This is a genomic window from Pseudomonas parafulva NBRC 16636 = DSM 17004 (genome assembly GCF_000730645.1).
GTDB classification, from domain to species: Bacteria; Pseudomonadota; Gammaproteobacteria; order Pseudomonadales; family Pseudomonadaceae; genus Aquipseudomonas; species Aquipseudomonas parafulva.
This window is the reverse complement of sequence record NZ_BBIU01000013.1, coordinates 121,639-143,090: the sequence shown is the minus strand read 5'-3', so window position 1 is coordinate 143,090 and position 21,452 is coordinate 121,639. Positions and strand designations below refer to the sequence as shown.

At 63.2% G+C, this 21,452-nt stretch carries 22 protein-coding genes; 11 read left to right on the top strand and 11 right to left on the bottom strand.

Features of this window, described 5'->3' with window-relative positions:
* Window positions 1-28 precede the first annotated feature (28 nt).
* The 5 genes from PPA02S_RS10090 to tldD all read left to right on the top strand — a co-directional run bounded on the left by PPA02S_RS10090 (window position 29) and on the right by tldD (window position 8,338).
* Window positions 29-628 carry a Maf family protein gene (locus tag PPA02S_RS10090; RefSeq protein WP_028631545.1) on the top strand — a complete coding sequence of 200 codons (600 nt, stop codon included), beginning with the start codon at window positions 29-31 and terminating at the stop codon, window positions 626-628.
* 54 nt (window positions 629-682) lie between these two features.
* Entirely contained in the window at window positions 683-2,140 is a 1,458-nt protein-coding gene (gene rng / locus PPA02S_RS10085; RefSeq protein ID WP_028631544.1) for a ribonuclease G, read from the top strand.
* Window positions 2,141-2,219: 79 nt separating this feature from the next.
* Window positions 2,220-6,035, top strand: coding sequence for a YhdP family protein (locus tag PPA02S_RS10080; RefSeq protein ID WP_028631543.1), 3,816 nt, complete (start codon window positions 2,220-2,222; stop codon window positions 6,033-6,035).
* A gap of 9 nt (window positions 6,036-6,044) precedes the next feature.
* Window positions 6,045-6,896, top strand: coding sequence for a carbon-nitrogen hydrolase family protein (locus PPA02S_RS10075; protein ID WP_028631542.1), 852 nt, complete (start codon window positions 6,045-6,047; stop codon window positions 6,894-6,896).
* Window positions 6,897-6,898: 2 nt separating this feature from the next.
* Window positions 6,899-8,338, top strand: a complete 1,440-nt coding sequence (gene tldD, locus PPA02S_RS10070) for a metalloprotease TldD (RefSeq protein WP_028631541.1) — start codon at window positions 6,899-6,901, stop codon at window positions 8,336-8,338.
* A 69-nt stretch (window positions 8,339-8,407) separates the two neighbouring features.
* On the opposite strand, the gene yjgA is transcribed toward tldD, so the two are convergent.
* Window positions 8,408-8,929, bottom strand: coding sequence for a ribosome biogenesis factor YjgA (yjgA, locus tag PPA02S_RS10065; RefSeq protein ID WP_028631540.1), 522 nt, complete (start codon window positions 8,927-8,929; stop codon window positions 8,408-8,410).
* A gap of 157 nt (window positions 8,930-9,086) precedes the next feature.
* Here yjgA and pmbA point away from each other — a divergent pair, with 157 nt between their 5' ends.
* The 6 genes from pmbA to PPA02S_RS10035 all read left to right on the top strand — a co-directional run bounded on the left by pmbA (window position 9,087) and on the right by PPA02S_RS10035 (window position 14,353).
* Window positions 9,087-10,433 (top strand): metalloprotease PmbA, encoded by a 1,347-nt coding sequence (gene pmbA, locus PPA02S_RS10060; protein WP_028631539.1) that lies wholly within the window; start codon window positions 9,087-9,089, stop codon window positions 10,431-10,433.
* A gap of 149 nt (window positions 10,434-10,582) precedes the next feature.
* A complete protein-coding gene (locus tag PPA02S_RS10055) occupies window positions 10,583-10,984 on the top strand; it encodes a hypothetical protein (RefSeq protein WP_028631538.1) in 402 nt (133 codons plus the stop codon).
* Window positions 10,977-12,353: a class II fumarate hydratase gene (locus tag PPA02S_RS10050; protein ID WP_028631537.1), complete on the top strand. Its 1,377-nt coding sequence runs from the start codon at window positions 10,977-10,979 to the stop codon at window positions 12,351-12,353. Before PPA02S_RS10055 ends, PPA02S_RS10050 begins: the two co-directional genes overlap by 8 nt.
* A gap of 26 nt (window positions 12,354-12,379) precedes the next feature.
* On the top strand, window positions 12,380-12,835 hold the full coding sequence (locus PPA02S_RS10045; protein WP_028631536.1) for a DUF2753 family protein: 456 nt from the start codon (window positions 12,380-12,382) through the stop codon (window positions 12,833-12,835).
* Between the two features lies 1 nt (window position 12,836).
* A complete protein-coding gene (locus PPA02S_RS10040; protein ID WP_028631535.1) occupies window positions 12,837-13,448 on the top strand; it encodes a superoxide dismutase in 612 nt (203 codons plus the stop codon).
* Between the two features lie 11 nt (window positions 13,449-13,459).
* A complete protein-coding gene (locus tag PPA02S_RS10035) occupies window positions 13,460-14,353 on the top strand; it encodes a ZIP family metal transporter (RefSeq protein ID WP_028631534.1) in 894 nt (297 codons plus the stop codon).
* A 52-nt stretch (window positions 14,354-14,405) separates the two neighbouring features.
* Here PPA02S_RS10035 and PPA02S_RS10030 read toward each other — a convergent pair whose 3' ends face one another.
* The 10 genes from PPA02S_RS10030 to PPA02S_RS09985 all read right to left on the bottom strand — a co-directional run bounded on the left by PPA02S_RS10030 (window position 14,406) and on the right by PPA02S_RS09985 (window position 21,419).
* On the bottom strand, window positions 14,406-14,678 hold the full coding sequence (locus PPA02S_RS10030; RefSeq protein ID WP_028631533.1) for an HPr family phosphocarrier protein: 273 nt from the start codon (window positions 14,676-14,678) through the stop codon (window positions 14,406-14,408).
* Window positions 14,679-14,697: 19 nt separating this feature from the next.
* Complete coding sequence (gene rapZ, locus PPA02S_RS10025) at window positions 14,698-15,552, bottom strand: RNase adapter RapZ (protein WP_028631532.1); 855 nt, start codon at window positions 15,550-15,552, stop codon at window positions 14,698-14,700.
* Window positions 15,553-15,554: 2 nt separating this feature from the next.
* On the bottom strand, window positions 15,555-16,019 hold the full coding sequence (gene ptsN / locus PPA02S_RS10020) for a PTS IIA-like nitrogen regulatory protein PtsN (protein ID WP_028631531.1): 465 nt from the start codon (window positions 16,017-16,019) through the stop codon (window positions 15,555-15,557).
* Between the two features lie 12 nt (window positions 16,020-16,031).
* A complete protein-coding gene (gene hpf / locus PPA02S_RS10015) occupies window positions 16,032-16,340 on the bottom strand; it encodes a ribosome hibernation-promoting factor, HPF/YfiA family (RefSeq protein WP_003255135.1) in 309 nt (102 codons plus the stop codon).
* 79 nt (window positions 16,341-16,419) lie between these two features.
* A complete protein-coding gene (locus PPA02S_RS10010) occupies window positions 16,420-17,913 on the bottom strand; it encodes an RNA polymerase factor sigma-54 (protein ID WP_028631530.1) in 1,494 nt (497 codons plus the stop codon).
* Window positions 17,914-18,089: 176 nt separating this feature from the next.
* The gene (gene lptB, locus PPA02S_RS10005; protein ID WP_028631529.1) at window positions 18,090-18,815 is read right to left on the bottom strand and encodes an LPS export ABC transporter ATP-binding protein; all 726 of its coding nucleotides are present in this window, start codon (window positions 18,813-18,815) and stop codon (window positions 18,090-18,092) included.
* Window positions 18,816-19,340, bottom strand: a complete 525-nt coding sequence (lptA, locus tag PPA02S_RS10000) for a lipopolysaccharide transport periplasmic protein LptA (protein WP_028631528.1) — start codon at window positions 19,338-19,340, stop codon at window positions 18,816-18,818.
* On the bottom strand, window positions 19,327-19,899 hold the full coding sequence (gene lptC / locus PPA02S_RS09995) for an LPS export ABC transporter periplasmic protein LptC (RefSeq protein WP_028631527.1): 573 nt from the start codon (window positions 19,897-19,899) through the stop codon (window positions 19,327-19,329). The genes lptA and lptC overlap by 14 nt, the downstream gene beginning before the upstream one ends.
* A gap of 8 nt (window positions 19,900-19,907) precedes the next feature.
* Entirely contained in the window at window positions 19,908-20,432 is a 525-nt protein-coding gene (locus tag PPA02S_RS09990) for a KdsC family phosphatase (RefSeq protein WP_028631526.1), read from the bottom strand.
* A gap of 12 nt (window positions 20,433-20,444) precedes the next feature.
* Window positions 20,445-21,419 (bottom strand): KpsF/GutQ family sugar-phosphate isomerase, encoded by a 975-nt coding sequence (locus PPA02S_RS09985; RefSeq protein WP_028631525.1) that lies wholly within the window; start codon window positions 21,417-21,419, stop codon window positions 20,445-20,447.
* Window positions 21,420-21,452: the final 33 nt, after the last annotated feature.

Below are 21,452 nucleotides of genomic sequence, written 5' to 3'. Positions count from 1 at the left end.
CACGGTGCCACTGACAGGGAGATGTCCGATGACCCCGCTTTACCTGGCTTCTGGCTCACCCCGTCGGCGCGAACTGTTGGCTCAGATCGGCGTCGACTTTTCCGTTATCAGTGCCTCTGTCGACGAAACCCCGCTGCCGGATGAAGGCGTCTCCGAGTACGCCCTGCGCCTTGCCCGTGCGAAGGCTGCTGCCGGCCTGGCCGGGCTCAACGGCCCCGGTGTGGTGCTGGGTGCCGATACCGTGGTGTCGATTGGCGGCCAGATCCTTGGCAAGCCCCGTGACCGCGAACACGCGCTGGCCATGCTCGCGCAGCTGTCAGATGACCATCATCAGGTGATCACCGCCGTGGCCGTGACCGACGGCGCTTGCTGCCTGGACGTGTGCGTGGGTACCCATGTCTATTTCCGTGCCATCAGCCCAGAAGAAGCGCAGCGCTACTGGGCCACCGGTGAGCCCCATGACAAAGCCGGCGGCTACGCCATCCAGGGCCTGGGCGCAGTTTTTGTCAGGGAACTGATGGGCAGTTACTCGACCGTGGTCGGCCTGCCCCTGTTCGAAACTGCGCGCCTGCTGGATGCGTTTTCCATCGCGTGCTGGCAGCAACACGGCGTATCAGCGCCGCGCTAGCCAGCCACCCCACTGCGATCCATCATTACCGAACATCCTTGACGAGAACGTGCCATGAGTGAAGAGATCCTGATCAACATCACCCCGATGGAGTCACGCGTGGCGGTGGTGGAAAACGGGGTACTGCAGGAGGTGCACGTCGAGCGCACCCAGCGCCGTGGCATCGTCGGCAACATCTACAAGGGCAAGGTAGTACGGGTATTGCCGGGCATGCAGGCGGCTTTTGTCGATATCGGGCTGGAGCGGGCGGCGTTCATTCACGCATCGGAAATTTCCCAGCGCGAAGGCTCTGCGGTGGAAAACATCACGGCCCTTGTCCATGAAGGCCAGGCCTTGGTGGTTCAGGTCACCAAGGACCCGATCGGCACCAAGGGCGCGCGCCTGACCACCCAGCTTTCGATCCCCTCGCGCTACCTGGTGTACATGCCGCGCAGCAGCCATGTGGGCATTTCCCTGAAGATCGAGGACGAAGCCGAGCGCGAGCGCCTCAAGCGTGTGGTCAGTGACTGCATGGACAGCGAAAACATCAAGGACGCCGGTGGGTTCATCCTGCGCACCGCCGCCGAAGGTGCCCGGGCCGAGGAAATCCTGCAGGACATCCGCTACCTGCGCAGGCTGTGGGAGCAAATCGGCGCGCAGATCAAAAGCTGCGGCGCCCCCATGGTCATCTACGAAGACCTGGGGTTGGCCCTGCGTACCCTGCGTGACCTGGTAAACCCCAAGATCGAGAAGATCCGCATCGACTCCAGGGAAACCTTCCAGAAAACCACGCAGTTCGTCGAAGAGCTGATGCCGGAGATCGCCGACCGCCTCGAACACTACCCGGGCGAGCGGCCGATTTTCGACCTGTATGGCGTGGAGGACGAAATCCAGCGTGCCCTGGAGCGCAAGGTGCCGTTGAAGTCTGGTGGCTACCTGGTGGTCGACCCGGCCGAAGCCATGACCACCATTGATGTGAACACCGGTGCCTTTGTCGGCCACCGCAACCTTGAAGAAACCATCTTCAAGACCAACCTGGAAGCCGCTACCGCCATCGCCCGGCAACTGCGCCTGCGCAACATCGGTGGCATCATCATCATCGACTTCATCGACATGGAAGATGAAGAGCACCAGCGCCAGGTGCTGCGCACCCTGGAAAAACAGCTGGAGCGTGACCACGCCAAGACCAACATCATCGGCATCACCGAACTGGGGCTGGTGCAGATGACCCGCAAGCGGACCCGCGAAAGCCTGGAGCAGGTGCTGTGTGAGCCGTGCCAGGCGTGCCAGGGCCGCGGCAAACTGAAAACCCCGGAAACCATCTGTTACGAAATCTTCCGTGAGATTCTGCGCGAGGCTCGCGCCTATCAGGCCGAGGGCTACCGCGTGCTGGCCAACCAGAAGGTGGTGGACCGTCTGCTGGATGAGGAATCCGGCAACGTCGCTGAACTGGAGGCCTTCATCGGTCGAACCATTCGCTTTCAGGTCGAGTCGATGTATTCGCAGGAGCAGTATGACGTGGTGCTGCTCTGAGGCCGCCTGACGCCCGCCGTGGCCTGGCAAAACCCATTCCACGGGCCATGCTGCATAGACGACCTGGAGGGCCTTGGCCATGGCGCGTGTAAGCCGCGTTCTTGTCGTCCTGACCCGCTGGGGGCTGGGGGTGTGCGCCCTGCTGGTGGTATTGCTGGCGCTGTACGCCAGCCTGGGGCGCGAACTGGTGCCCCTGGTGGCCGAGTACCGCGCCGACGTGCAGCGTAAAGCGGCCGAGGCGCTCGGGGTACCCGTGCACATCGGGGCCTTGGAGGGGCATTGGAGCCGACTGGCCCCGGTATTCAAAGTACGCGACCTGCAATTGGGCGAGGGCGCCACGGCCCTGCGCCTGGACGACGTTCGGGTCGTGCCGGATATCTGGGGCAGCCTGCTGGCCCGTGAAGTCAGGCTGTCACGCATTCAGCTCAGCGGCCTGCAACTGGTAGCCCGTGAGGACGAGCAGGGCGGCTGGCAACTTGAGGGCCTGCCCAAGCAGGACGACGCGCCACTGGACCCGGCAAAACTGTTGCAGCGCCTTGGCCAGCTGGGGCGCCTTGATATCTTCGATAGCCAGGTGACCTTGCAGGCCTGGCAGCGCGACCCGCTGACCCTCACTTATATGAGTGCAGGTTTGCGTGCCGGCAGTGCTCGCCAGGTGCTGGAACTGCGGGCCACCCTGCCCGATGGGCAACCCATGGCACTGAACCTGCGCAGCCGCGCCTCCGCCGACGCCTGGCGCGATGCCCAGGTGCAAACCTACCTGAGCCTGCCGCAAAGCGACTGGGCGCGCTGGTTACCGCCCCGCCTGCTGGGCCAATGGCATGCCGACACGTTGCAGGCCGGTGGTGAGTTCTGGATAGACTGGCGCGACAGGGAGCTGCAGCAGGCAACAGTGCGGCTCAACGCGCCGCAATTGCAGGGCGCGCTCGAGGGCCGCAAGCCGGCGAAAGTGAACAACCTCGCCTTCAATGCCTGGTTCCAGCGCCAGGGCGACGGTTTTGATGTGGTGGTCGACTCGCTGGCCATGGACCTTGCCAAGCAACGCTGGGAGTCGCACCTGCAACTGCAGCAACGTGCAGGTCAAGCCCCGGCCGATGAAACCTGGCACCTGCAGGCAGACCGCCTCGACCTCACGCCCCTGACCCCGCTGATCCATGCGCTGGCGCCGTTGCCCTCACAGGCGATGGCCGTGGTTGATGGGTTGCAGGTGACCGGTGCGCTGCGCAATGTGCGCATGCAGGCAAAACCCAAGGCTGAAGGTGATCAGCGCCTGCAATTCGAAGCCAACCTGGAAAAGGTCGGCTTCAACGCCTACCACAACGCGCCTGCCGCCGGTAACGTCAGCGGCAGCATCAGTGGCGACCTGGGCCACGGCGAGCTGCGCCTGGACACCGACGCGTTCATGCTGCACCTGTACCCTATCTTCGCCAAGCCCTGGCACTACCAGAAGGCCAACGCGCGCCTCACCTGGGCCCTCGACAAGCAAGGGTTCACCCTCGTTGCCCCTTATCTCAAGGTGGTGGGCGATGAGGGCAAGATTGCCGGTGATTTCCTCATCCGCCTGTGGTTCGAAAAAGGCCGCGAGGATTACATGGACCTGCGTGTCGGCCTGACCGACGGCGACGGCCGCTACACTGCCAAATACTTGCCCGAGGTGCTGAGCCCGGCCCTCGACCAGTGGCTGCGCAGCGCCATCGTCAAGGGGGCAGTGGACGAAGGCTACTTCCAGTACCAGGGTTCGCTCAACCACGGTGCCGTGCCTGAGGCGCGCAGCATCAGCCTGTTCTTCAAGGTGCATGACGCTGCCCTGGACTTCCAGCCTGGCTGGCCACAGGTGCAGCAGGTGGCTGGTGATGTGTTCATCGAAGACAGCGGGGTGCGCATCCGGGCGCGGCAAGGCCTGTTGCTCAATACCAAGGTCAGCGACGTCAAGGTCGATATCCCCCACGTTGCAGAGGGCCGGGACAGCCACCTGTATCTGGACGGCAACTTCAATGGTCGCCTGGCCGACGGCCTCAGCATCCTCAAGGAAGCCCCCATCGGCACCAGCGACATCTTTGCCGGCTGGGACGGCGAGGGCCCGCTCAAGGGCAAGGTCAAGCTCGACATCCCCCTGGCGCATGGGCAGCGGCCAAACGTGCAGGTGGACTTCGCCACGCGCGATGCCCGGCTGAAGGTTGCGCCACCGACGTTGGAACTGAGCCGGCTCAAGGGTGATTTCAGCTTCGACTACGACAAGGGCCTGAGCGGCAAGGGCATCACCTTGCAGGCCTTCGGCAAGCCGGTGACGGCGCAAATTGCCGCAGAAGGCCAGCCGGGGCAGATGCAGACGCGCATCAGCGCTAGCGGCCAGGTGGCGCTCAAGACGTTGACCCAATGGCTGCAGTTCGACCAGGCCCTGCCGGCATCCGGCGATCTGCCATACGATCTGCAATTGAGCCTGGGCAGCCGGGAAAACCTGCTCACCGTCAATTCCACCCTCAAAGGGTTGTCAATCGACTTGCCTGCACCTTTCGGTAAAGCCGCAGGTGATAGCCGCGCCAGCCGCTTCAGCCTGACACTACAGGGTCCGCAGCGGCGTATCGATGCCGCCTACACCGACCTTGCCCAGCTGGCCTACACCGCGCCAGCCGACAAGCTGACCCAAGGCGGCGGTGAACTGCTGCTTGGCCCGGGCCAGCCTCAGCCTCCCGCAGGCCAGGGGCTGCGGGTACGGGGCCGGCTGGAGGCCCTCGACCTGGCGCCCTGGCAGGCGCAGGCCGAAAAGCTGGGTGGCAGCGACCCTGGTGGCAGTGCCAAGCAACTGCTGCAGAGCGTGGACCTGACCATTGGCCAGCTCAAGGCGCTTGGCACGCAGCTTAACCAGGCCGTGGTGCGCCTGGCCCGCAGTGGCCCGGCCTGGGCGCTGCGCCTGGACAGCCGCGAAGTGATTGGGGACGCCCGCCTGCCTGACGCCAAGGGCGCGCCCATGACGGTGCACCTGCAAACGCTTCGCCTGCCGGCCAGCGATGCCGGGCAGGCCCAGGCCGAAGAGGGTGCCGACCCGCTGGCGTCGTTCGACCCGCGCAAAGTGCCACCGCTGGACCTGCGCATCGACAAGCTGTACCGCGGGGATGAACTGTACGGCAGCGCCGCCATCAAGCTGCGGCCAACCACGCGTGGCGTTGCTGCCAGCGACCTGGACCTGGACCTCAAGGGCCTGCGCATCAATGGCGGCGGCGGCTGGGAGGGTGGCGGCGGCGGCGCCAGTAGCTGGTACAAGGGGCGGTTGCAGGGCAAGAACCTGGCCGATGTGCTCACTGCCTGGGGCTTTGCCCCGACCGTGAGCAGCCGCGATTTCCGCCTGGATGTGGACGGCCGTTGGCCGGGGTCGCCGGCTGCGATCAGCCTCAAGCGCTTCTCGGGGAGCCTGGACGCAGCGCTGCGGTCCGGCCAGTTCGTCGAAGTGGACGGTGGTGCCCAGGCATTGCGGGTGTTCGGCCTGCTCAACTTCAACTCGATTGGGCGGCGTCTGCGCCTGGACTTCTCTGACCTGTTCGACAAGGGCCTGGCCTACGACCGGCTAAAAGGCTTGCTGGTGGCGAGCAACGGCGTATACGTGACGCGCACGCCGATCTCGGTCACCGGGCCTTCAAGCGATTTCGAGCTCGATGGCACGCTGGACATGGTGCGCGACACGGTCGCGGCGAACCTGCAGGTTAGCCTCCCGGTCACCAACAACCTGCCACTGGCGGCGCTGATCGTGGGTGCCCCGGCAGTGGGGGGCGCACTGTTCCTGGTCGATCGGCTGATTGGTGACCGCGTCTCACGCATCGCCAGTGTGCACTACCGGGTAGAAGGCCCGTGGAAAGAGCCTAGAATCACCTTTGTGAAACCTTTCGAGAAGTCCCGCTAGGAGTGCCCAATGAAGGCTGCGGTCATCCAGATGGTCAGCCAGGACGGCGTACTGGAAAACCTGGCGCGTGCCAGTGCCCTGCTGGAGCAGGCTGCAGCAGGCGGCGCGCGCTTGGCCGTGCTGCCGGAAAACTTCGCCGCCATGGGCCGCAAGGACGCCGCCGCCATTGGTCGCGCCGAAGCGCTGGGGCAGGGGCCGATACTGCCATGGTTGAAACGCGTCACCCGCGACCTCAAGTTATGGGTAGTGGCAGGTACATTGCCATTGCCGCCTGCAGGTCAACCGGATGCCAAGGCGCATGCCTGCTCGCTGCTCATCGATGAGCACGGCGAGCAGGTGGCACGTTACGACAAGCTGCACCTGTTCGACGTGGATGTGGCCGATAACCGTGGCCGCTACCGCGAGTCTGATGACTACGCCCACGGCGCCCAGGTGGTGGTGGCAGATACGCCGGTGGGGCGTGTGGGGTTGAGCGTGTGCTACGACCTGCGCTTCCCCGAGCTGTACAGCGAATTGCGGGCGGCGGGTGCCGAACTGATTACAGCACCCGCCGCCTTCACTGCTGTGACGGGGGCGGCGCACTGGGACGTGCTGGTGCGTGCCCGGGCCATCGAAACCCAGTGCTATGTACTGGCAGCGGCGCAGGGCGGTACGCACCCTGGCGAGCGCCACACTTACGGCCATGCAGCGATCGTGGACCCGTGGGGGCGGGTCGTTGCACAACAGGCGCAAGGCGAAGCGGTACTGCTTGCCGAGCGCGACAGCGAACAACAGGCGTCCATCCGGGCGCGCATGCCGGTGATCGAACACCGGCGCTTTTTTTCGCAGGGCGCGTTGCGGCCTGCGCACACCTCGGAGTGACTATGAGCCAGATGTTATCCACCGTCAGCGAACAGCTCCTGACCCCAGGCGGCCTGACCCTGGACAGCCTGCAGAGCGTGCTGGGTGAATTGGCCGGCCCCGGCATCGATGCGGCCGATCTGTACTTCCAGGGCCAGGTATCCGAAACCTGGGCGCTGGAAGATGGCATCGTCAAGGAAGGCAGCTTCAACCTCGATCAAGGCGTCGGCGTACGCGCCCAGGCCGGTGAAAAAACCGGCTTTGCCTACAGTAACGCGATCAACCTGGAGGCGCTGACCTCCGCTGCCCGTGCCGCGCGTTCAATTTCCCGCGCCGGGCAGAACGGCAGCGTGCAGGCCTTCCGCACACAGCAGGTGCCAGCGCTGTATACGGCGGACAGCCCGCTGGACGTGCTCAGCCGTGCCGAAAAGGTCGAGCTGCTCAAGCGTGTCGATGGGGCCACCCGCGCGCTGGACCCGCGTATTCAGCAGGTCAGCGTGAGCATGGCCGGGGTCTGGGAACGCATCCTTGTTGCGGCAGCCGATGGCAGCCTGGCTGCAGACGTGCGCCCGCTGGTGCGCTTCAACGTCAGTGTCATCGTCGAGCAGAATGGCCGCCGCGAGCGGGGCGGGCAGGGCGGTGGCGGGCGTACCGACTACCGCTTCTTCACCGAAGAGCGGGTGATGGGCTATGCCCGCGAGGCCCTGCGGCAGGCCCTGGTAAACCTGGAGGCCATACCGGCGCCGGCAGGTACCCTGCCGGTGGTTCTGGGCTCTGGCTGGTCCGGTGTGCTGTTGCACGAGGCTGTGGGCCACGGCCTGGAAGGTGACTTCAACCGCAAGGGCAGTTCGGCGTTCAGTGGTCGCATCGGTCAGAAGGTGGCCTCCAGCCTGTGCACCATCGTCGACGACGGCACCCTGGAAGGGCGGCGCGGTTCGCTGAGCGTGGACGACGAAGGGACCCCGACCGAATGCACCACCCTGATCGAGAACGGGGTGCTGAAGGGCTACATGCAGGACAAGCTCAACGCGCGCCTGATGGGCATGGCGGTGACGGGCAACGGGCGCCGTGAGTCCTACGCGCACCTGCCGATGCCGCGCATGACCAACACCTACATGCGCGCAGGCGAGAGCGACCCGCAGGAAATCATCGCGTCGGTGAAAAAAGGCATCTACTGCGCCAACCTCGGTGGTGGGCAGGTCGATATCACCAGCGGCAAGTTTGTGTTTTCAACCAGTGAGGCTTACCTGATCGAAGACGGCAAGATCACCGCACCGGTAAAGGGCGCTACCCTGATCGGCAATGGCCCGGAAGCCATGAGCCGGGTGTCGATGGTCGGCAACGACCTGGCCCTGGACAGTGGCGTAGGCACCTGCGGCAAGGATGGGCAGTCGGTGCCGGTGGGTGTGGGCCAGCCAACCTTGAAGCTGGACGCAATCACCGTAGGGGGTACCGGCGCGTGAATACGCCCGCAGGCTGCCGGCCGCGGGCGGCCGCTGGCACCAAGGCTGGTGCAGCGGCCGCCTGGAGGGTCAGCGCAAGCCGCGCTGCAGCTCGTCGAGGTCGCGGATGTACTTGAATACCTTGCGCGATGCAGCCGGTGGTTTGTTACGTGCCTTCTCGTGCTGGGCATGGCGCACCAGCGAGCGCAGCTGCTGGCGGTCGGTATCAGGGTATTCGTTGACGAAGCGCTCAAGGTCTTCGTCATTGCCATCGATCAACCGGTCGCGCCAGCGCTCGAGGCCGTGGAAGCGTTCGTTGTACTGGCGCGTGGAGCTGTCCATCTGTTCGAGCAGCGCCTGGATGGCATCCAGGTCCTGTACCCGCATCAATTTGCCGACGAACGACATATGCCGTTTGCGGGCGCCGTGAGCAGTGTGTTTGCTGGCCTCGGCCAGGGCCTTGCGCAGCTCGTCGGTGAGCGGCAGGCGGGCCAGCGTGTCGGCTTTGAGGGTTGTGAGGCGTTCGCCAAGTTCGACCAGCGCGTGCAGTTCACGCTTGATCTGGGTTTTGCTTTTTTCGCCGTCGAAGGCGTCGTCGTTTGAATCAACCATGGGGGCAGTCCGCTTGGGTATTTATGAAAAGTCGCCACGTAGGCACTTTTCGTACAAGGCCTGAAAATTGCCGCCATGATAACCACCCGGGGGCCGCTTGTCCGGCCCGGTCGTAGATTGACCCCCCGGTGAATGCAGAATTTGAGTGGAGATCACCATGAGTGCAGTCCAGAGCGTAGGTCCGAAAGACCTGCCAGCATTGCAGGAGCAGGTTGAGGCGATAATCGCCGAGGCACGCCGCCAGGGGGCCAGCGCTTGCGAAGTGGCGGTGTCGCTGGAGCAGGGCCTGTCCACCACGGTACGCCAGCGGGAAGTTGAAACCGTCGAGTTCAACCGCGACCAGGGCTTTGGCATCACCTTGTATGTGGGCCAGCGCAAGGGTTCGGCCAGCACATCGGCCAGCGGCCCCGACGCGATCAGGGAAACCGTAGCGGCGGCCCTGGCCATTGCCAAACATACCTCCGAGGACGCGTGTTCGGGCCTGGCAGACGCCGCATTGATGGCGCGCGACATTCCAGACCTGGACCTCTACCATGACTGGAACCTGGAGCCCGAGCGGGCCATCGAGATGGCTCTTGCCTGTGAGGCGGCCGCGTTCGATGCCGACCCCCGTATCCTCAATGCCGACGGCACCACCCTCAACACTCACCAGGGCTGCCGTGTGTACGGCAACAGCCATGGCTTCGTCGGCAGCTATGCCTCCACCCGGCATAGCCTGAGCTGCGTCATGATCGCTGAAGGCGATGGCCAGATGCAGCGTGACTACTGGTACGACGTCAACCGTCAAGGCAACCTGCTGGCAGACCCGCGCAGCATTGGCGTGCGCGCTGCCCAGCGTGCGGCCAGCCGCCTGGGCGCGCGCCCAGTGCCCACCTGCGAGGTGCCGGTGCTGTTCTCGGCAGAGCTGGCGGGGGGGCTGTTCGGCAGCTTCCTGGCAGCTGTTTCAGGCGGCAACCTGTACCGCAAGTCGTCATTCCTCGAAGGGGCGCTGGGCCAGCGCCTGTTCCCGTCCTGGCTGACCCTGGATGAGCGGCCGCACATTCCCCGGGCATTGGGCAGTGCCGCATTCGATGGCGACGGCCTGGCCACGTATGCCAAGCCATTCGTCGACAAAGGCGAGCTGGTGTCCTACCTGCTGGGCACCTATTCCGGTCGCAAGCTGGGGCTGCCGAGCACCGCCAACTCGGGTGGCGTGCACAACCTGTTCGTTACCCATGGTGAAGAAGACCAGGCGGCCCTGATCCGGCGCATGGGGCGTGGCTTGCTGGTAACCGAGCTGATGGGGCATGGCCTGAACATGGTAACCGGCGATTACTCCCGCGGTGCTGCAGGCTTCTGGGTTGAAAATGGCGAAATCCAGCACGCTGTGCAAGAAGTGACCATTGCCGGCAACATGAAGGACATGTTCCAGCAAATTGTCGCCATCGGCAGCGATCTTGAAACACGCAGCAATATTCATACAGGCTCGGTGTTGATCGAGCGGATGACGGTAGCGGGCAGTTAACGGCCCCTCGTTTTGTTGGGACCGCTGCGCGGCCCTTTGTGCTACACATCACCGAACCGGCCTAGCGCCGGTTTTTTTTACCCCACACCACGCTTGAATTGATTCTATTTATCAATTAATAATGAATATCATTATCCAGTCACCCGGCGATGATGTTCATGAATACCGTCCTACGCGAACTCCCCTACCTGGAAAACTGGCGCTGGTTGAGCCGCCGCATCCGTTGCGCGCTTGAAGCCGATGAGCCGCGCCTGATCGAGCACTACCTTGCCGAGGGCCGCTACCTGGTGTGTTGCACCGAGACCTCGCCATGGACGGTGGCGCTGACTTCCTTCCGCCTGCTGCTCGATACCGCCTGTGACCGCATGCTGCCCTGGCACTGGCGATGCCTGTGCCTGGACCAGGCATGGCGCCCGTTGCTGGACCTGCGCAACCTCGACCGCCAGGAGCAGAACCAGCGCTGGCAACCCTATGCCCTGCAACTGGCTAATTGCCGCCTGTTGCCGTCGATTTCTCCTGAAGAACTGATGCAAGGACTTGATGATGAGTGATACCCGAATCGAGCGCGACAGCATGGGCGAACTGCAGGTGCCTGCCCAGGCCCTGTACGGTGCCCAGACCCAGCGCGCGGTCGACAACTTTCCGGTCAGCGGGCAACGTATGCCGGTGCAGTTCATTCGTGCCCTGCTGCTGGCCAAGGCCGCTGCCGCCAAGGCCAACATCCAGCTGGAGCAGCTGCCTGCCGCCCAGGGGCAAGCCATCGTCAAGGCGGTCGAGCAATTGCTGGCCGAAGACTTCATCGGGCATTTTCCGGTCGATGTGTTCCAGACCGGGTCCGGCACCAGTTCCAACATGAATGCCAACGAGGTGATCGCCACCTTGGCCACCCGCGTACTGGGCGAGGCGGTCAACCCCAACGATCACGTCAACTGCGGCCAGAGCAGCAATGACATCATCCCCACTACCATCCACGTCAGCGCAGCGTTGGCCTTGCATGAGCAGCTGTTGCCGGCCTTGAGCCACCTGGTGCAGGTGATCGAGCACAAGTCCCAGCAGGTGCACCAGTTCGTGAAGACTGGCCGCACCCACCTGATGGACGCCATGCCCGTGCGCATGAGCCAGGTACTCGATGGTTGGGCCGCCCAGGTCAATGCTGCAAAGGCGCATATCGAGGCTACTTTGCCGAGCCTGCAGGCCCTGGCCCAGGGCGGTACGGCGGTGGGTACCGGGATCAACGCCCACCCGCGCTTCGCCGCCAGCTTTGCCCAGCAGCTCAGCACGCTGACGGGCGTGGCGTTCGCCCCTGGGCAGAATCTGTTTGCCCTCATCGGCTCCCAGGACACTGCGGTGGCTTTGTCCGGTCAGCTCAAGACCACTGCCGTGGCATTGATGAAGATCGCCAACGACCTGCGCTGGATGAACTCCGGGCCCCTGGCCGGGTTGGGCGAAATCGAACTGCAGGGGTTGCAGCCCGGCTCTTCGATCATGCCTGGCAAGGTCAACCCGGTCATTCCCGAGGCCACGGCCATGGTGGCGGCGCAAGTCATCGGCAATGACGCCACCATCGCTGTGGCCGGGCAGTCCGGCAACTTCGAGTTGAACGTGATGCTGCCCGTCATCGCTCGCAACCTGCTGGAGAGCATCGAGCTGATGGCCAATGTCAGCAGGCTGCTCGCGGACAAGGCCATTGCCACCTTCAAGGTCAACGAGGACAAGCTCAAGGAAGCGCTGGCGCGCAACCCGATTCTGGTGACCGCGCTCAACCCGATCATTGGTTACCTCAAGGCTGCGGAAATTGCCAAAACCGCCTACAAGCAGGGGCGCCCCATCATCGACGTCGCGCTGGAGCACACAGACCTGTCCCGCGATCAGCTGCAGGCGTTGCTCGACCCGGAAAAACTCACCGCTGGCGGCATCTGACTCGCGTCACCGCCTGGAGGCCCGTCATGCAGCACTGGAAACGCACCACGCAAGCCGCCAACCGGCTGTTCGAGCAAGGACAGCTGGTCGATGCCCGTGAACATTACCTGCAGGCCCTGGCCCTGGCCCAGGTGCTGTTCGAGCGCTGGCATGACGTCGACGAGGCAGTAGCCGCCTTGGTCGTTGCGCACCACAACCTGGCCGACCTGCACCTGCGGCTGAACCAGCCGCAGGAGAGTGCTGATTACCTGTGCGCCGCCCATCAGCGGCTGCTGCAGGCCTGCCAGGACCTGCGCCTGCCCCAGGCACTTCGCGACGCCGCGCTGCGTCACAGTTCGCGCACCTACAGCGAATTGCTCAGTTTCATTGCCGAGTATGGGCAATACCCCCGCACCGAGCGTTTGCTCAATCGCCACAGCACCCCGGCCAGCACACGGTTGCCGGATGCAACGCCCAATAACCAGACCTACGGAATCCACTGACATGCCGCATACCTTGCCTGCACTGCCCTACGCCTACGCCGCGCTGGAACCGCACATCGACACGCAGACCATGGAAATTCACCACACCAAGCACCACCAGACCTACGTCAACGGCCTTAACACCGCCGTCGAGGGAACGCAGTGGGCAGAGTGGCCGGTGGAGAAACTGGTGGCAGCGGTAGCGAGCTTGCCCGAAAACCTGCGTGGCGCGGTGACCAACCATGGCGGCGGCCACGCCAACCACAGCCTGTTCTGGACTGTGATGTCACCACAGGGCGGCGGTGAACCTGAAGGCGAGTTGGCCCAGGCGATCACTGCACAGCTGGGCGGGTTCGAGGCGTTCAAGGACGCCTTTACCAAGGCCGCCTTGACGCGCTTCGGCAGTGGCTGGGCGTGGCTCAGCGTGACCCCGCAGAAAACACTGGTAGTCGAAAGCAGCGGCAACCAGGACAGCCCGTTGATGCACGGCAACACACCCATCCTCGGGCTGGACGTCTGGGAGCACGCGTACTATCTGAAGTACCAGAACCGCCGCCCTGAATACATCGGGGCGTTCTACAACGTCATCGACTGGGCGCAAGTGGAGCGCCGTTACCACGCCGCCATTCAGTGAGTCGCATCGGTATGCCCTCCCAGGTGATGTCGGTTAACAGTGTGCGGTTGTTCAGGTTGGCGCTTGGCACCCTGTTGATGCTGGCTGGCACTGCATTGCTGGTGGCTCGCGGCCTGGCCTGGCTAGACCTCGAGCCGCGCATGTTGCGTGCCCTGCAGGGTGGTGCACTGTGTGCGCTGGGCACGGCGCTGGGTGCTGTACCGGTGTTGGTCATCCGCAACATGCCGGTGGCACTGGCCGATACCCTGCTGGGTTTTGGCGCCGGGGTCATGCTCGCCGCCACGGCCTTTTCGCTGATCGTGCCAGGGCTCGAGGCCGCGCAAGCCATTGGGTTCAGCGCGTGGGGCGCCGGCGGCTTGATCAGTGCCGGCCTGCTGGGCGGTGCACTGTGCCTGTTCCTGATTGACCTCAGAATCTCCAGTGCTTCGCCCCAGGCGCTCGTGGCGTCCCAGGGGCAGCCCGTGATTGCAGCGCGCATCTGGTTGTTCGTATTCGCGATCATTGCCCACAACATTCCCGAGGGCATGGCCATTGGCGTATCAGCTGGGGGTGGCATGGCCGATGCCGACAGCCTGGCCATGGGCATTGCCCTGCAGGACGTGCCCGAAGGCCTGGTTATCGCGTTGGTGCTGGCTGGGGCAGGCATGCCACGCTTCAAGGCGTTTCTCATCGGTGCTGCATCCGGGCTGGTGGAGCCGGTGGCCGCGGTGATCTGCGCGTGGCTGGTGAACGTGGCGGAACTGCTCTTGCCGCTGGGGCTCGCGTGCGCTGCAGGTGCGATGCTGTTGGTGGTCACGCAGGAGATCATCCCGGAGTCACGCAGCAATGGTCATCATCGCCTGGCCAGCCTGGGGCTGTGTACGGGCTTCTGCCTGATGATGGTGATGGACACTGCGATGTCCTGACCACGCCTTGTTGCCGAAGGATCGGCGACAAGGTTGCGGCGGCCCCGCCGATTTACTCGCCTTCGTCGAAGAAGTTCTCGATCAGCGCTACCAGGGCGTCCATGGCTTGCTGGTCCTGCTCGCCTTCGGTGTGCAGGTGCACCTGTGTGCCCTTGCCGGCCGCCAGCATCATCACGGCCATGATGCTCTTGCCGTCTACCAGCTTGTCCGGCGCCCGGCCAACCTTGACCTGGCAGGGGAAGCGGCCAGCAACACCGACGAACTTGGCTGCCGCCCGGGCATGCAGCCCCAGCTTGTTGATGATGGTGATTTCGCGGGCGGGCATGGCGTGGCGGATCCTTGGGCTAGAGGTCGCGGTGACGGACCTGAACGTTTTTCAGGGTTTGCTGCAGCAACTGGCCAAGACGTTCGGTGATGTATACCGAACGGTGGTGGCCACCGGTGCAGCCGATGGCAATGGTAACGTAGGCCCGGTTGCTGGCGGCGAAGCGGGGTAGCCACTTGAGCAGGTAGCTGGAGATGTCGTTGAACATCTCCTGCACATCGGGTTGCGCAGCAAGGTAATCGATCACTGGCTGCTCTAGCCCGGAGTGCTCCCGCAGCTCAGGTTTCCAGTACGGGTTGGGCAGGCAGCGCACGTCGAATACCAGGTCGGCATCAACCGGCATGCCACGCTTGAAGCCGAACGACTCTACCAGGAATGCCGTACCCGGTTCAGGGGTGTCCAACAGGCGCAGCTTGATCGAATCCCGCAGCTGGTACAGGTTCAGGCGTGTGGTATCGATCTTGAGGTCGGCCAGGTCGGCGATGGGGCCCAGCAATTCGCGCTCCACACGTATGGCTTCTGCCAGTGAGCGGTCGGCGTTGGTCAGCGGGTGGCGGCGACGGGTTTCGGAAAAACGCTTGAGCAGCGTGTCCTCATCGGCGTCCAGGTACAACACATCGCACTTGATGTGCCGGGCCCGGGCCTCCTCGAGCAGTTCGGGGAAGCGCGACAGGTGGCTGGGCAGGTTGCGCGCGTCAATCGAAACGGCCACCTTGGGTTGCGGCAGTTCGGTGTTCAACAGGGCGGTTTCTGCCAGTTGCGGCAACAACCTGGCGGGCAGGTTGTCGATGCAGTAGAAACCGTTGTCTTCCAGGACATCGAGGGCGGTGCTCTTGCCGGAGCCAGACCGGCCGCTGACGATGATCAGACGCATGTTCAGTGCTCGTTCTGTACGTCCAGGACAACCTGGAACAGGGCCTCACTGCTGGGGGCCGCACGCAGGCGCTCGCGAACCTCTTTGCGATCGAGCATGCTGGCAATCTGGCGCAGCAGCTCCAGGTGAGCATCGGTGGCGGCCGCGGGTACCAGCAACACGAACAGCAGGTCCACAGGGGCGCCATCGATGGCGTCGTAATCGATAGGGGCTTCGAGGTGCAGCAAGGCACTGACTGGGGTTGTGCAGCCTTCGAGCCGGCAATGGGGAATGGCAATGCCATTACCGAAACCGGTGGAGCCGAGCTTTTCCCGAGCGATCAGTTTTTCGAAGACAGTTTGCCCGTCCAGTTCTGGCACTTCTTTGGCAATCAGCTCGGCGACCTTTTCAAGGGCGCGTTTCTTGCTGCCGCCCGGCGCGTTCGCGAGGGAACGGCCGGGGGTCAGGATGGTTTCAAGTCGGATCATGGATGAGGGGGATCAGCGGGCAGCCGCACCTTGCAGCAGGCTTTGCTGTTTTTCCTTGTGTTTTTTCAGTTGACGGTCGAGCTTGTCGGCCAAGGCGTCGATCGCTGCATACATGTCTTCGTGTTCGGCGTTCGCTACCACTTCACCGCCGGGAATCTGCAAGGTCGCCTCGACCTTCTGCTGCAGCTTCTCGACCTTCATGATGACCTGCACGTTGGTGATCTTGTCGAAGTGACTCTCCACGCGGGCGAGCTTTTCAAGCACATAATCGCGCAGTGGCTGGGTGACTTCTACATGCTGTCCACTGATATTGACTTGCATACAGCTTCTCCTTTTGTTGCCCGTGCATAAAGAGGCAGGTGTTGCACCTGCCACACAAACGCTGTGGCGCATCTCAGGGTTACATCAGTCGCTTGCGCTCGCTCGACGGTGCAATACCGAGGGACTCGCGGTACTTGGCGACGGTACGACGGGCTACCTGGATGCCTTGTGCCTCCAGTAAACCAGCGATCTTGCTGTCGCTCAATGGCTTTTTCTGATTTTCCGCGGCAACCAGTTTCTTGATGATCGCGCGGATCGCCGTGGACGAGCATTCGCCGCCTTCGGCAGTGCTCACATGGCTGGAGAAAAAGTATTTCAGTTCGTAGATGCCACGCGGGGTGTGCATGTACTTTTGCGTGGTAACCCGGGAAATGGTCGACTCGTGCATGCCTACCGCTTCGGCTATGTCATGCAGTACCAGGGGTTTCATGGCCTCGTCACCGTGGTCGAGGAAGCCGCGCTGGTGTTCGACGATCTGGGTGGCCACTTTCATCAGGGTTTCGTTGCGGCTCTGCAGGCTCTTGATGAACCAGCGCGCCTCCTGCAACTGGTTGCGCATGAAGGTGTTGTCGGCGCTGGTGTCGGCACGGCGTACAAAGCCTGCGTACTGCGCGTTGACGCGAAGGCGCGGGATGGCTTCCTGGTTCAGTTCCACCAGCCAGCGCTCGCTGTCCTTGCGCACGATCACGTCGGGCACCACGTACTCGGGCTCGCTGGACTCGATCTGCGAGCCGGGGCGGGGGTTGAGGCTCTGCACCAGCTCGATAACCTGGCGCAGTTCGTCTTCCTTGAGCTTCATGCGGCGCATCAGCTGGCTGTAGTCGCGGCTACCCAGCAGGTCGATGAAGTCGCTGACCAGGCGCATGGCCTCGGCCATCCACGGGGTACTGCCAGGCAGCTGGCGCAGTTGCAGCAGCAGGCATTCGCCCAGCGTGCGGGCGCCTACCCCTGCGGGCTCGAACTGCTGGATACGGTGCAGCACCGCTTCGACTTCATCCAGTTCGATATCCAGTTCGTGGTCGAAACCTGCACAGATTTCCTCAAGGGTGTCTTCCAGGTAGCCCTGGCCGTTGATGCTGTCGATCAAGGTGACCGCGATGAGGCGGTCGGTGTCGGACATGGGCGCCAGGTTCAACTGCCACAGCAGGTGGCTTTGCAGGCTCTCGCCCGCGGACGTGCGGGTGGTGAAATCCCATTCGTCATCATCGTTGCTGGGCAGGCTGCTGGCGCTGGTCTGGTAGATGTCTTCCCACGCGGTATCCACGGGAAGCTCGTTGGGGATGCGCTCGCTCCACTCACCGTCTTCCATGTTTTCGGTGCTGACGGTGGTTTCCTGGAAGCTGTTCTCCTGCGTCTCGGCGGCCGGCTTGTTTTCGGCGTTGTCGGCCATCGGGTCGTTGTTGTCGAAGTCGTCGCCGTCTTCCTGGCGTTCGAGCATCGGGTTCGACTCCAGGGCTTCCTGGATTTCCTGCTGCAGGTCCAGGGTGGAAAGCTGGAGCAGGCGGATGGCCTGTTGCAACTGCGGTGTCATCGTCAGTTGCTGGCCCATTTTTAGGACGAGCGATGGTTTCATGGCAGGGGCTTGGTACCTTGTTCGCCGGCGCGCATGCGCCATCCACTACACGAGGGCGCCGGGGCGCCAAATCAAGCAAGTTTTATGCCTTAAATTGTAGCGTTTGCCTAGAGCACTGTAACAACTTGATCCGCAATAGATAGGCTTTTTTGCCGTGCCCCAGGCCCGTCCCAGGATCAGAGGCGGAATTCGTGGCCCAGGTACACCTCTTTGACCAGGTCGTTGGCCAGGATCGTTTCTGCATCCCCTTCGGCGATCAGGCGGCCATCGTTGACGATATAAGCGGTTTCGCAGATATCCAGGGTTTCACGCACGTTGTGATCGGTGATCAGTACGCCGATACCCTTGGCCTTGAGGTGGTGAATGATCTGCTTGATGTCGCCTACCGAAATCGGGTCGACGCCGGCGAAGGGTTCGTCCAGCAGAATGAACTTGGGCGCGGTGGCCAGTGCGCGGGCAATTTCGACGCGTCGACGCTCACCACCGGACAGGCTCATGCCCAGGTTGTCGCGGATGTGGCTGATGTGAAATTCCTGCAACAGGCTTTCCAGCTCCTGGCGACGGCCTTCGCGGTCGAGGTCCTTGCGGGTTTCCAGGATGGCCTTGATGTTGTCTGCCACGGACAGCTTGCGGAAGATCGACGCTTCCTGCGGCAGGTAGCCGATACCCGCGCGGGCGCGCCCGTGCATGGGCTGGTGGCTGACATCGAGGTTGTCGATCAGCACACGGCCCTGTTCGGCCTGGACCAGCCCGACAATCATGTAGAAGCAGGTGGTCTTGCCGGCGCCGTTGGGGCCGAGCAGGCCCACGATCTGGCCGCTGTCGATGGACAGGCTGACGTCACGTACCACCTGCCGGCCCTTGTAGCTCTTGGCCAGGTGCTGGGCTTTGAGGGTTGCCATTTACTCGGCCTTCTTCTTGGGCTGGATCACCATGTCGATGCGCTGACGCGGTGTGGTCACATTGCCGCCACGACCTGCGGTGGCAACCTGGGTCTGGGTGTTGTAGACGATCTTCTCGCCTTCGGTGGTGTTGCCTTCGTTTTCGACCTTGGCGCGGTCGGTGAGCACTACCAGGTCCTTTTGCGACTGATACTGGATGGTCACGCCCCAGCCTTTCATCTTGTCGGCTTTGGCGGCGCTCTGCTGCTGCTCGAAGTAGGCCAGGTTGCCCACCGAGGTCACCACGTCGATATCGCCGGAAGCGGTACGGGTGATGGTCACGGTATTGCCTTTGATCATCATCGAACCCTGGGTGATGATGACGTCGCCGGTATAGGTGGCCACGCCTTTCTTGTCGTCCAGGTGAGCGTTGTCGGCCTGGATGCGAATGGGCTGATCACGGTCGTTTGGCAGGGCGAGGGCGCTCGCGCTTCCCAGTGCTGCGCTCAGGCTGAGCAAAAGGGGGAGGGTTTTAACGAGCCTCATACTGTCCTCTTACGTTAGAGAGCAGGTCCATCCTGCCTTCTTTCAAATACGCTTTCATACCTTTGCCCGTAGTCGTGCCACCGGCGCCGTCGATTCTAACGGCTTGCTCGGTCTGCGCATATTCCTTCTGCGGGAACACGGTCATGCGCGAGCTGGTAATGATGGTTTCACGCTTCTTTTCGTCCGTGCGGGCGATCCGCACGTTGTCGATCAGTTCGACCTCGCTGCCGTCAGGGTTGACCTCGGCGCGCACGCTCTGCACATGCCATGGGTACTCCGTACCGCGATACATGTGCAGGTCCGGGGTGGTCAGCAGTGTGACTTCGCTGGCCTTCAGGTGTTCGACCTTGTCGGCGGTCATTTCGTATTGCAGCTTGCCGTCTGGCAAGAACTGCACGCTGTGGGCATTGATGGCGTAGTAGTCGATGGCGCTTTCGTCCACCTGCGCCGCGGGCTGCTCCAGGAAGCTCTCGGGGCTAACGTTCCAGTAGCCGACGGCTACCAGCAGGGCGGCGATGGCCCCGAGCAGCACGATGTTTCTGGCTTTCTTGCTGAACATGGGCAACCTTACAGATAGTTGGCGTTGGCAGCGTCCAGGGTGCCCTGGGCCTGCATGATGAGTTCGCAGAATTCGCGGGCGGCACCCTCGCCACCCCGTGCCTGCGTGACCCCATGGGCGTGCTGGCGCACGAACGGTGCCGCGCTGGCTACCGCCATGCCCAGTGCCACCCGGCGGATAACCGGCAAGTCGGGCAGGTCATCGCCCAGGTAGGCCACTTGATCATAGCTCAGGCCCAGCTCGGCGAGCAGGCCGTCAAGTACGACCAGTTTGTCTTCGCGCCCCTGAAACAGATGCGGGATGCCGAGGTTCTTCGCCCGCCGCTCGACGACCGGCGTCTTGCGCCCGCTGATGATGGCGGTGGTCACGCCAGAGGCCATGAGCATTTTTATGCCCTGGCCATCCAGTGTATTGAAGCTCTTGAACTCACTCCCGTCTTCGAGGAAATACAGGCGCCCGTCGGTGAGTACGCCGTCCACGTCGAACACGGCCAGCTTGACGCCTTTGCCCCGTTGCATGAGGTCCTGGTGCATTGCATCGCTCCTTTACAGTACGCCGGCACGCAGCAGATCGTGCATGTTCAGGGCGCCGGTTGGGCGGTCCTGGCTGTCTACGACCACCAGGGCGCCCACCTTGTTGTCTTCCATGATTTTCAGGGCCTCGGCCGCCAGCATCTCGGCACGGGCGGTTTTGCCGTGCACGGTCATGACGTCTTCGATCAGGGTGGTATGCACGTCGATGTTGCGGTCCAGGCTGCGGCGCAGGTCACCGTCGGTGAACACCCCGGCCAGCGTGCCATCGGTCTCGACGATGACGGTCATGCCCAAACCTTTGCGGGACATTTCAAGGAGCGCTTCCTTGAGCAGGGTGCCGCGGGCGACCTGCGGCAGTTCGTCGCCCGCGTGCATCACGTTCTCGACCTTGAGCAGCAAGCGCCGGCCCAGGGCGCCGCCCGGGTGAGAGAAGGCGAAGTCTTCGGCGGTGAAGCCACGGGCTTCGAGCAGGGCGATGGCCAGGGCGTCGCCCAGCACCAGCGATGCTGTGGTGGACGATGTCGGCGCCAGGTTCAGCGGGCAGGCTTCGTGTTCGACGCCGGCGTCGAGGTTGACGTCGGCAGCCTGGGCCAGCGGTGAAGCCGGGTTGCCGGTCAGGCTGACCAGCTTGATGCCCAGGCGCTTGATAAGCGGCAGCAGGGTGATGATTTCGGCAGTGCTGCCCGAGTTCGACAGGGCCAGGATGACGTCATCGCGCGTAATCATGCCCATGTCGCCATGGCTGGCTTCGGCCGGGTGCACGAAGAAAGCCGGTGTGCCAGTGCTGGCCAGGGTGGCGGCGATCTTGTTGCCGATGTGCCCGGACTTGCCCATGCCTACCACGACCACGCGGCCCTTGCTGGCCAGGATCAGCTCGCAAGCCTTGACGAAGGTAGCGTCGATGCGCGCCAACAGGGCCTCTACAGCCTCGAGTTCCAGGCGCAGGGTGCGTTGGGCGGATTGGATCAGCTCGCTGGATTGGCTCATGTCGAAAAAGCAGTGCCTGATGAAAAGGCGGCG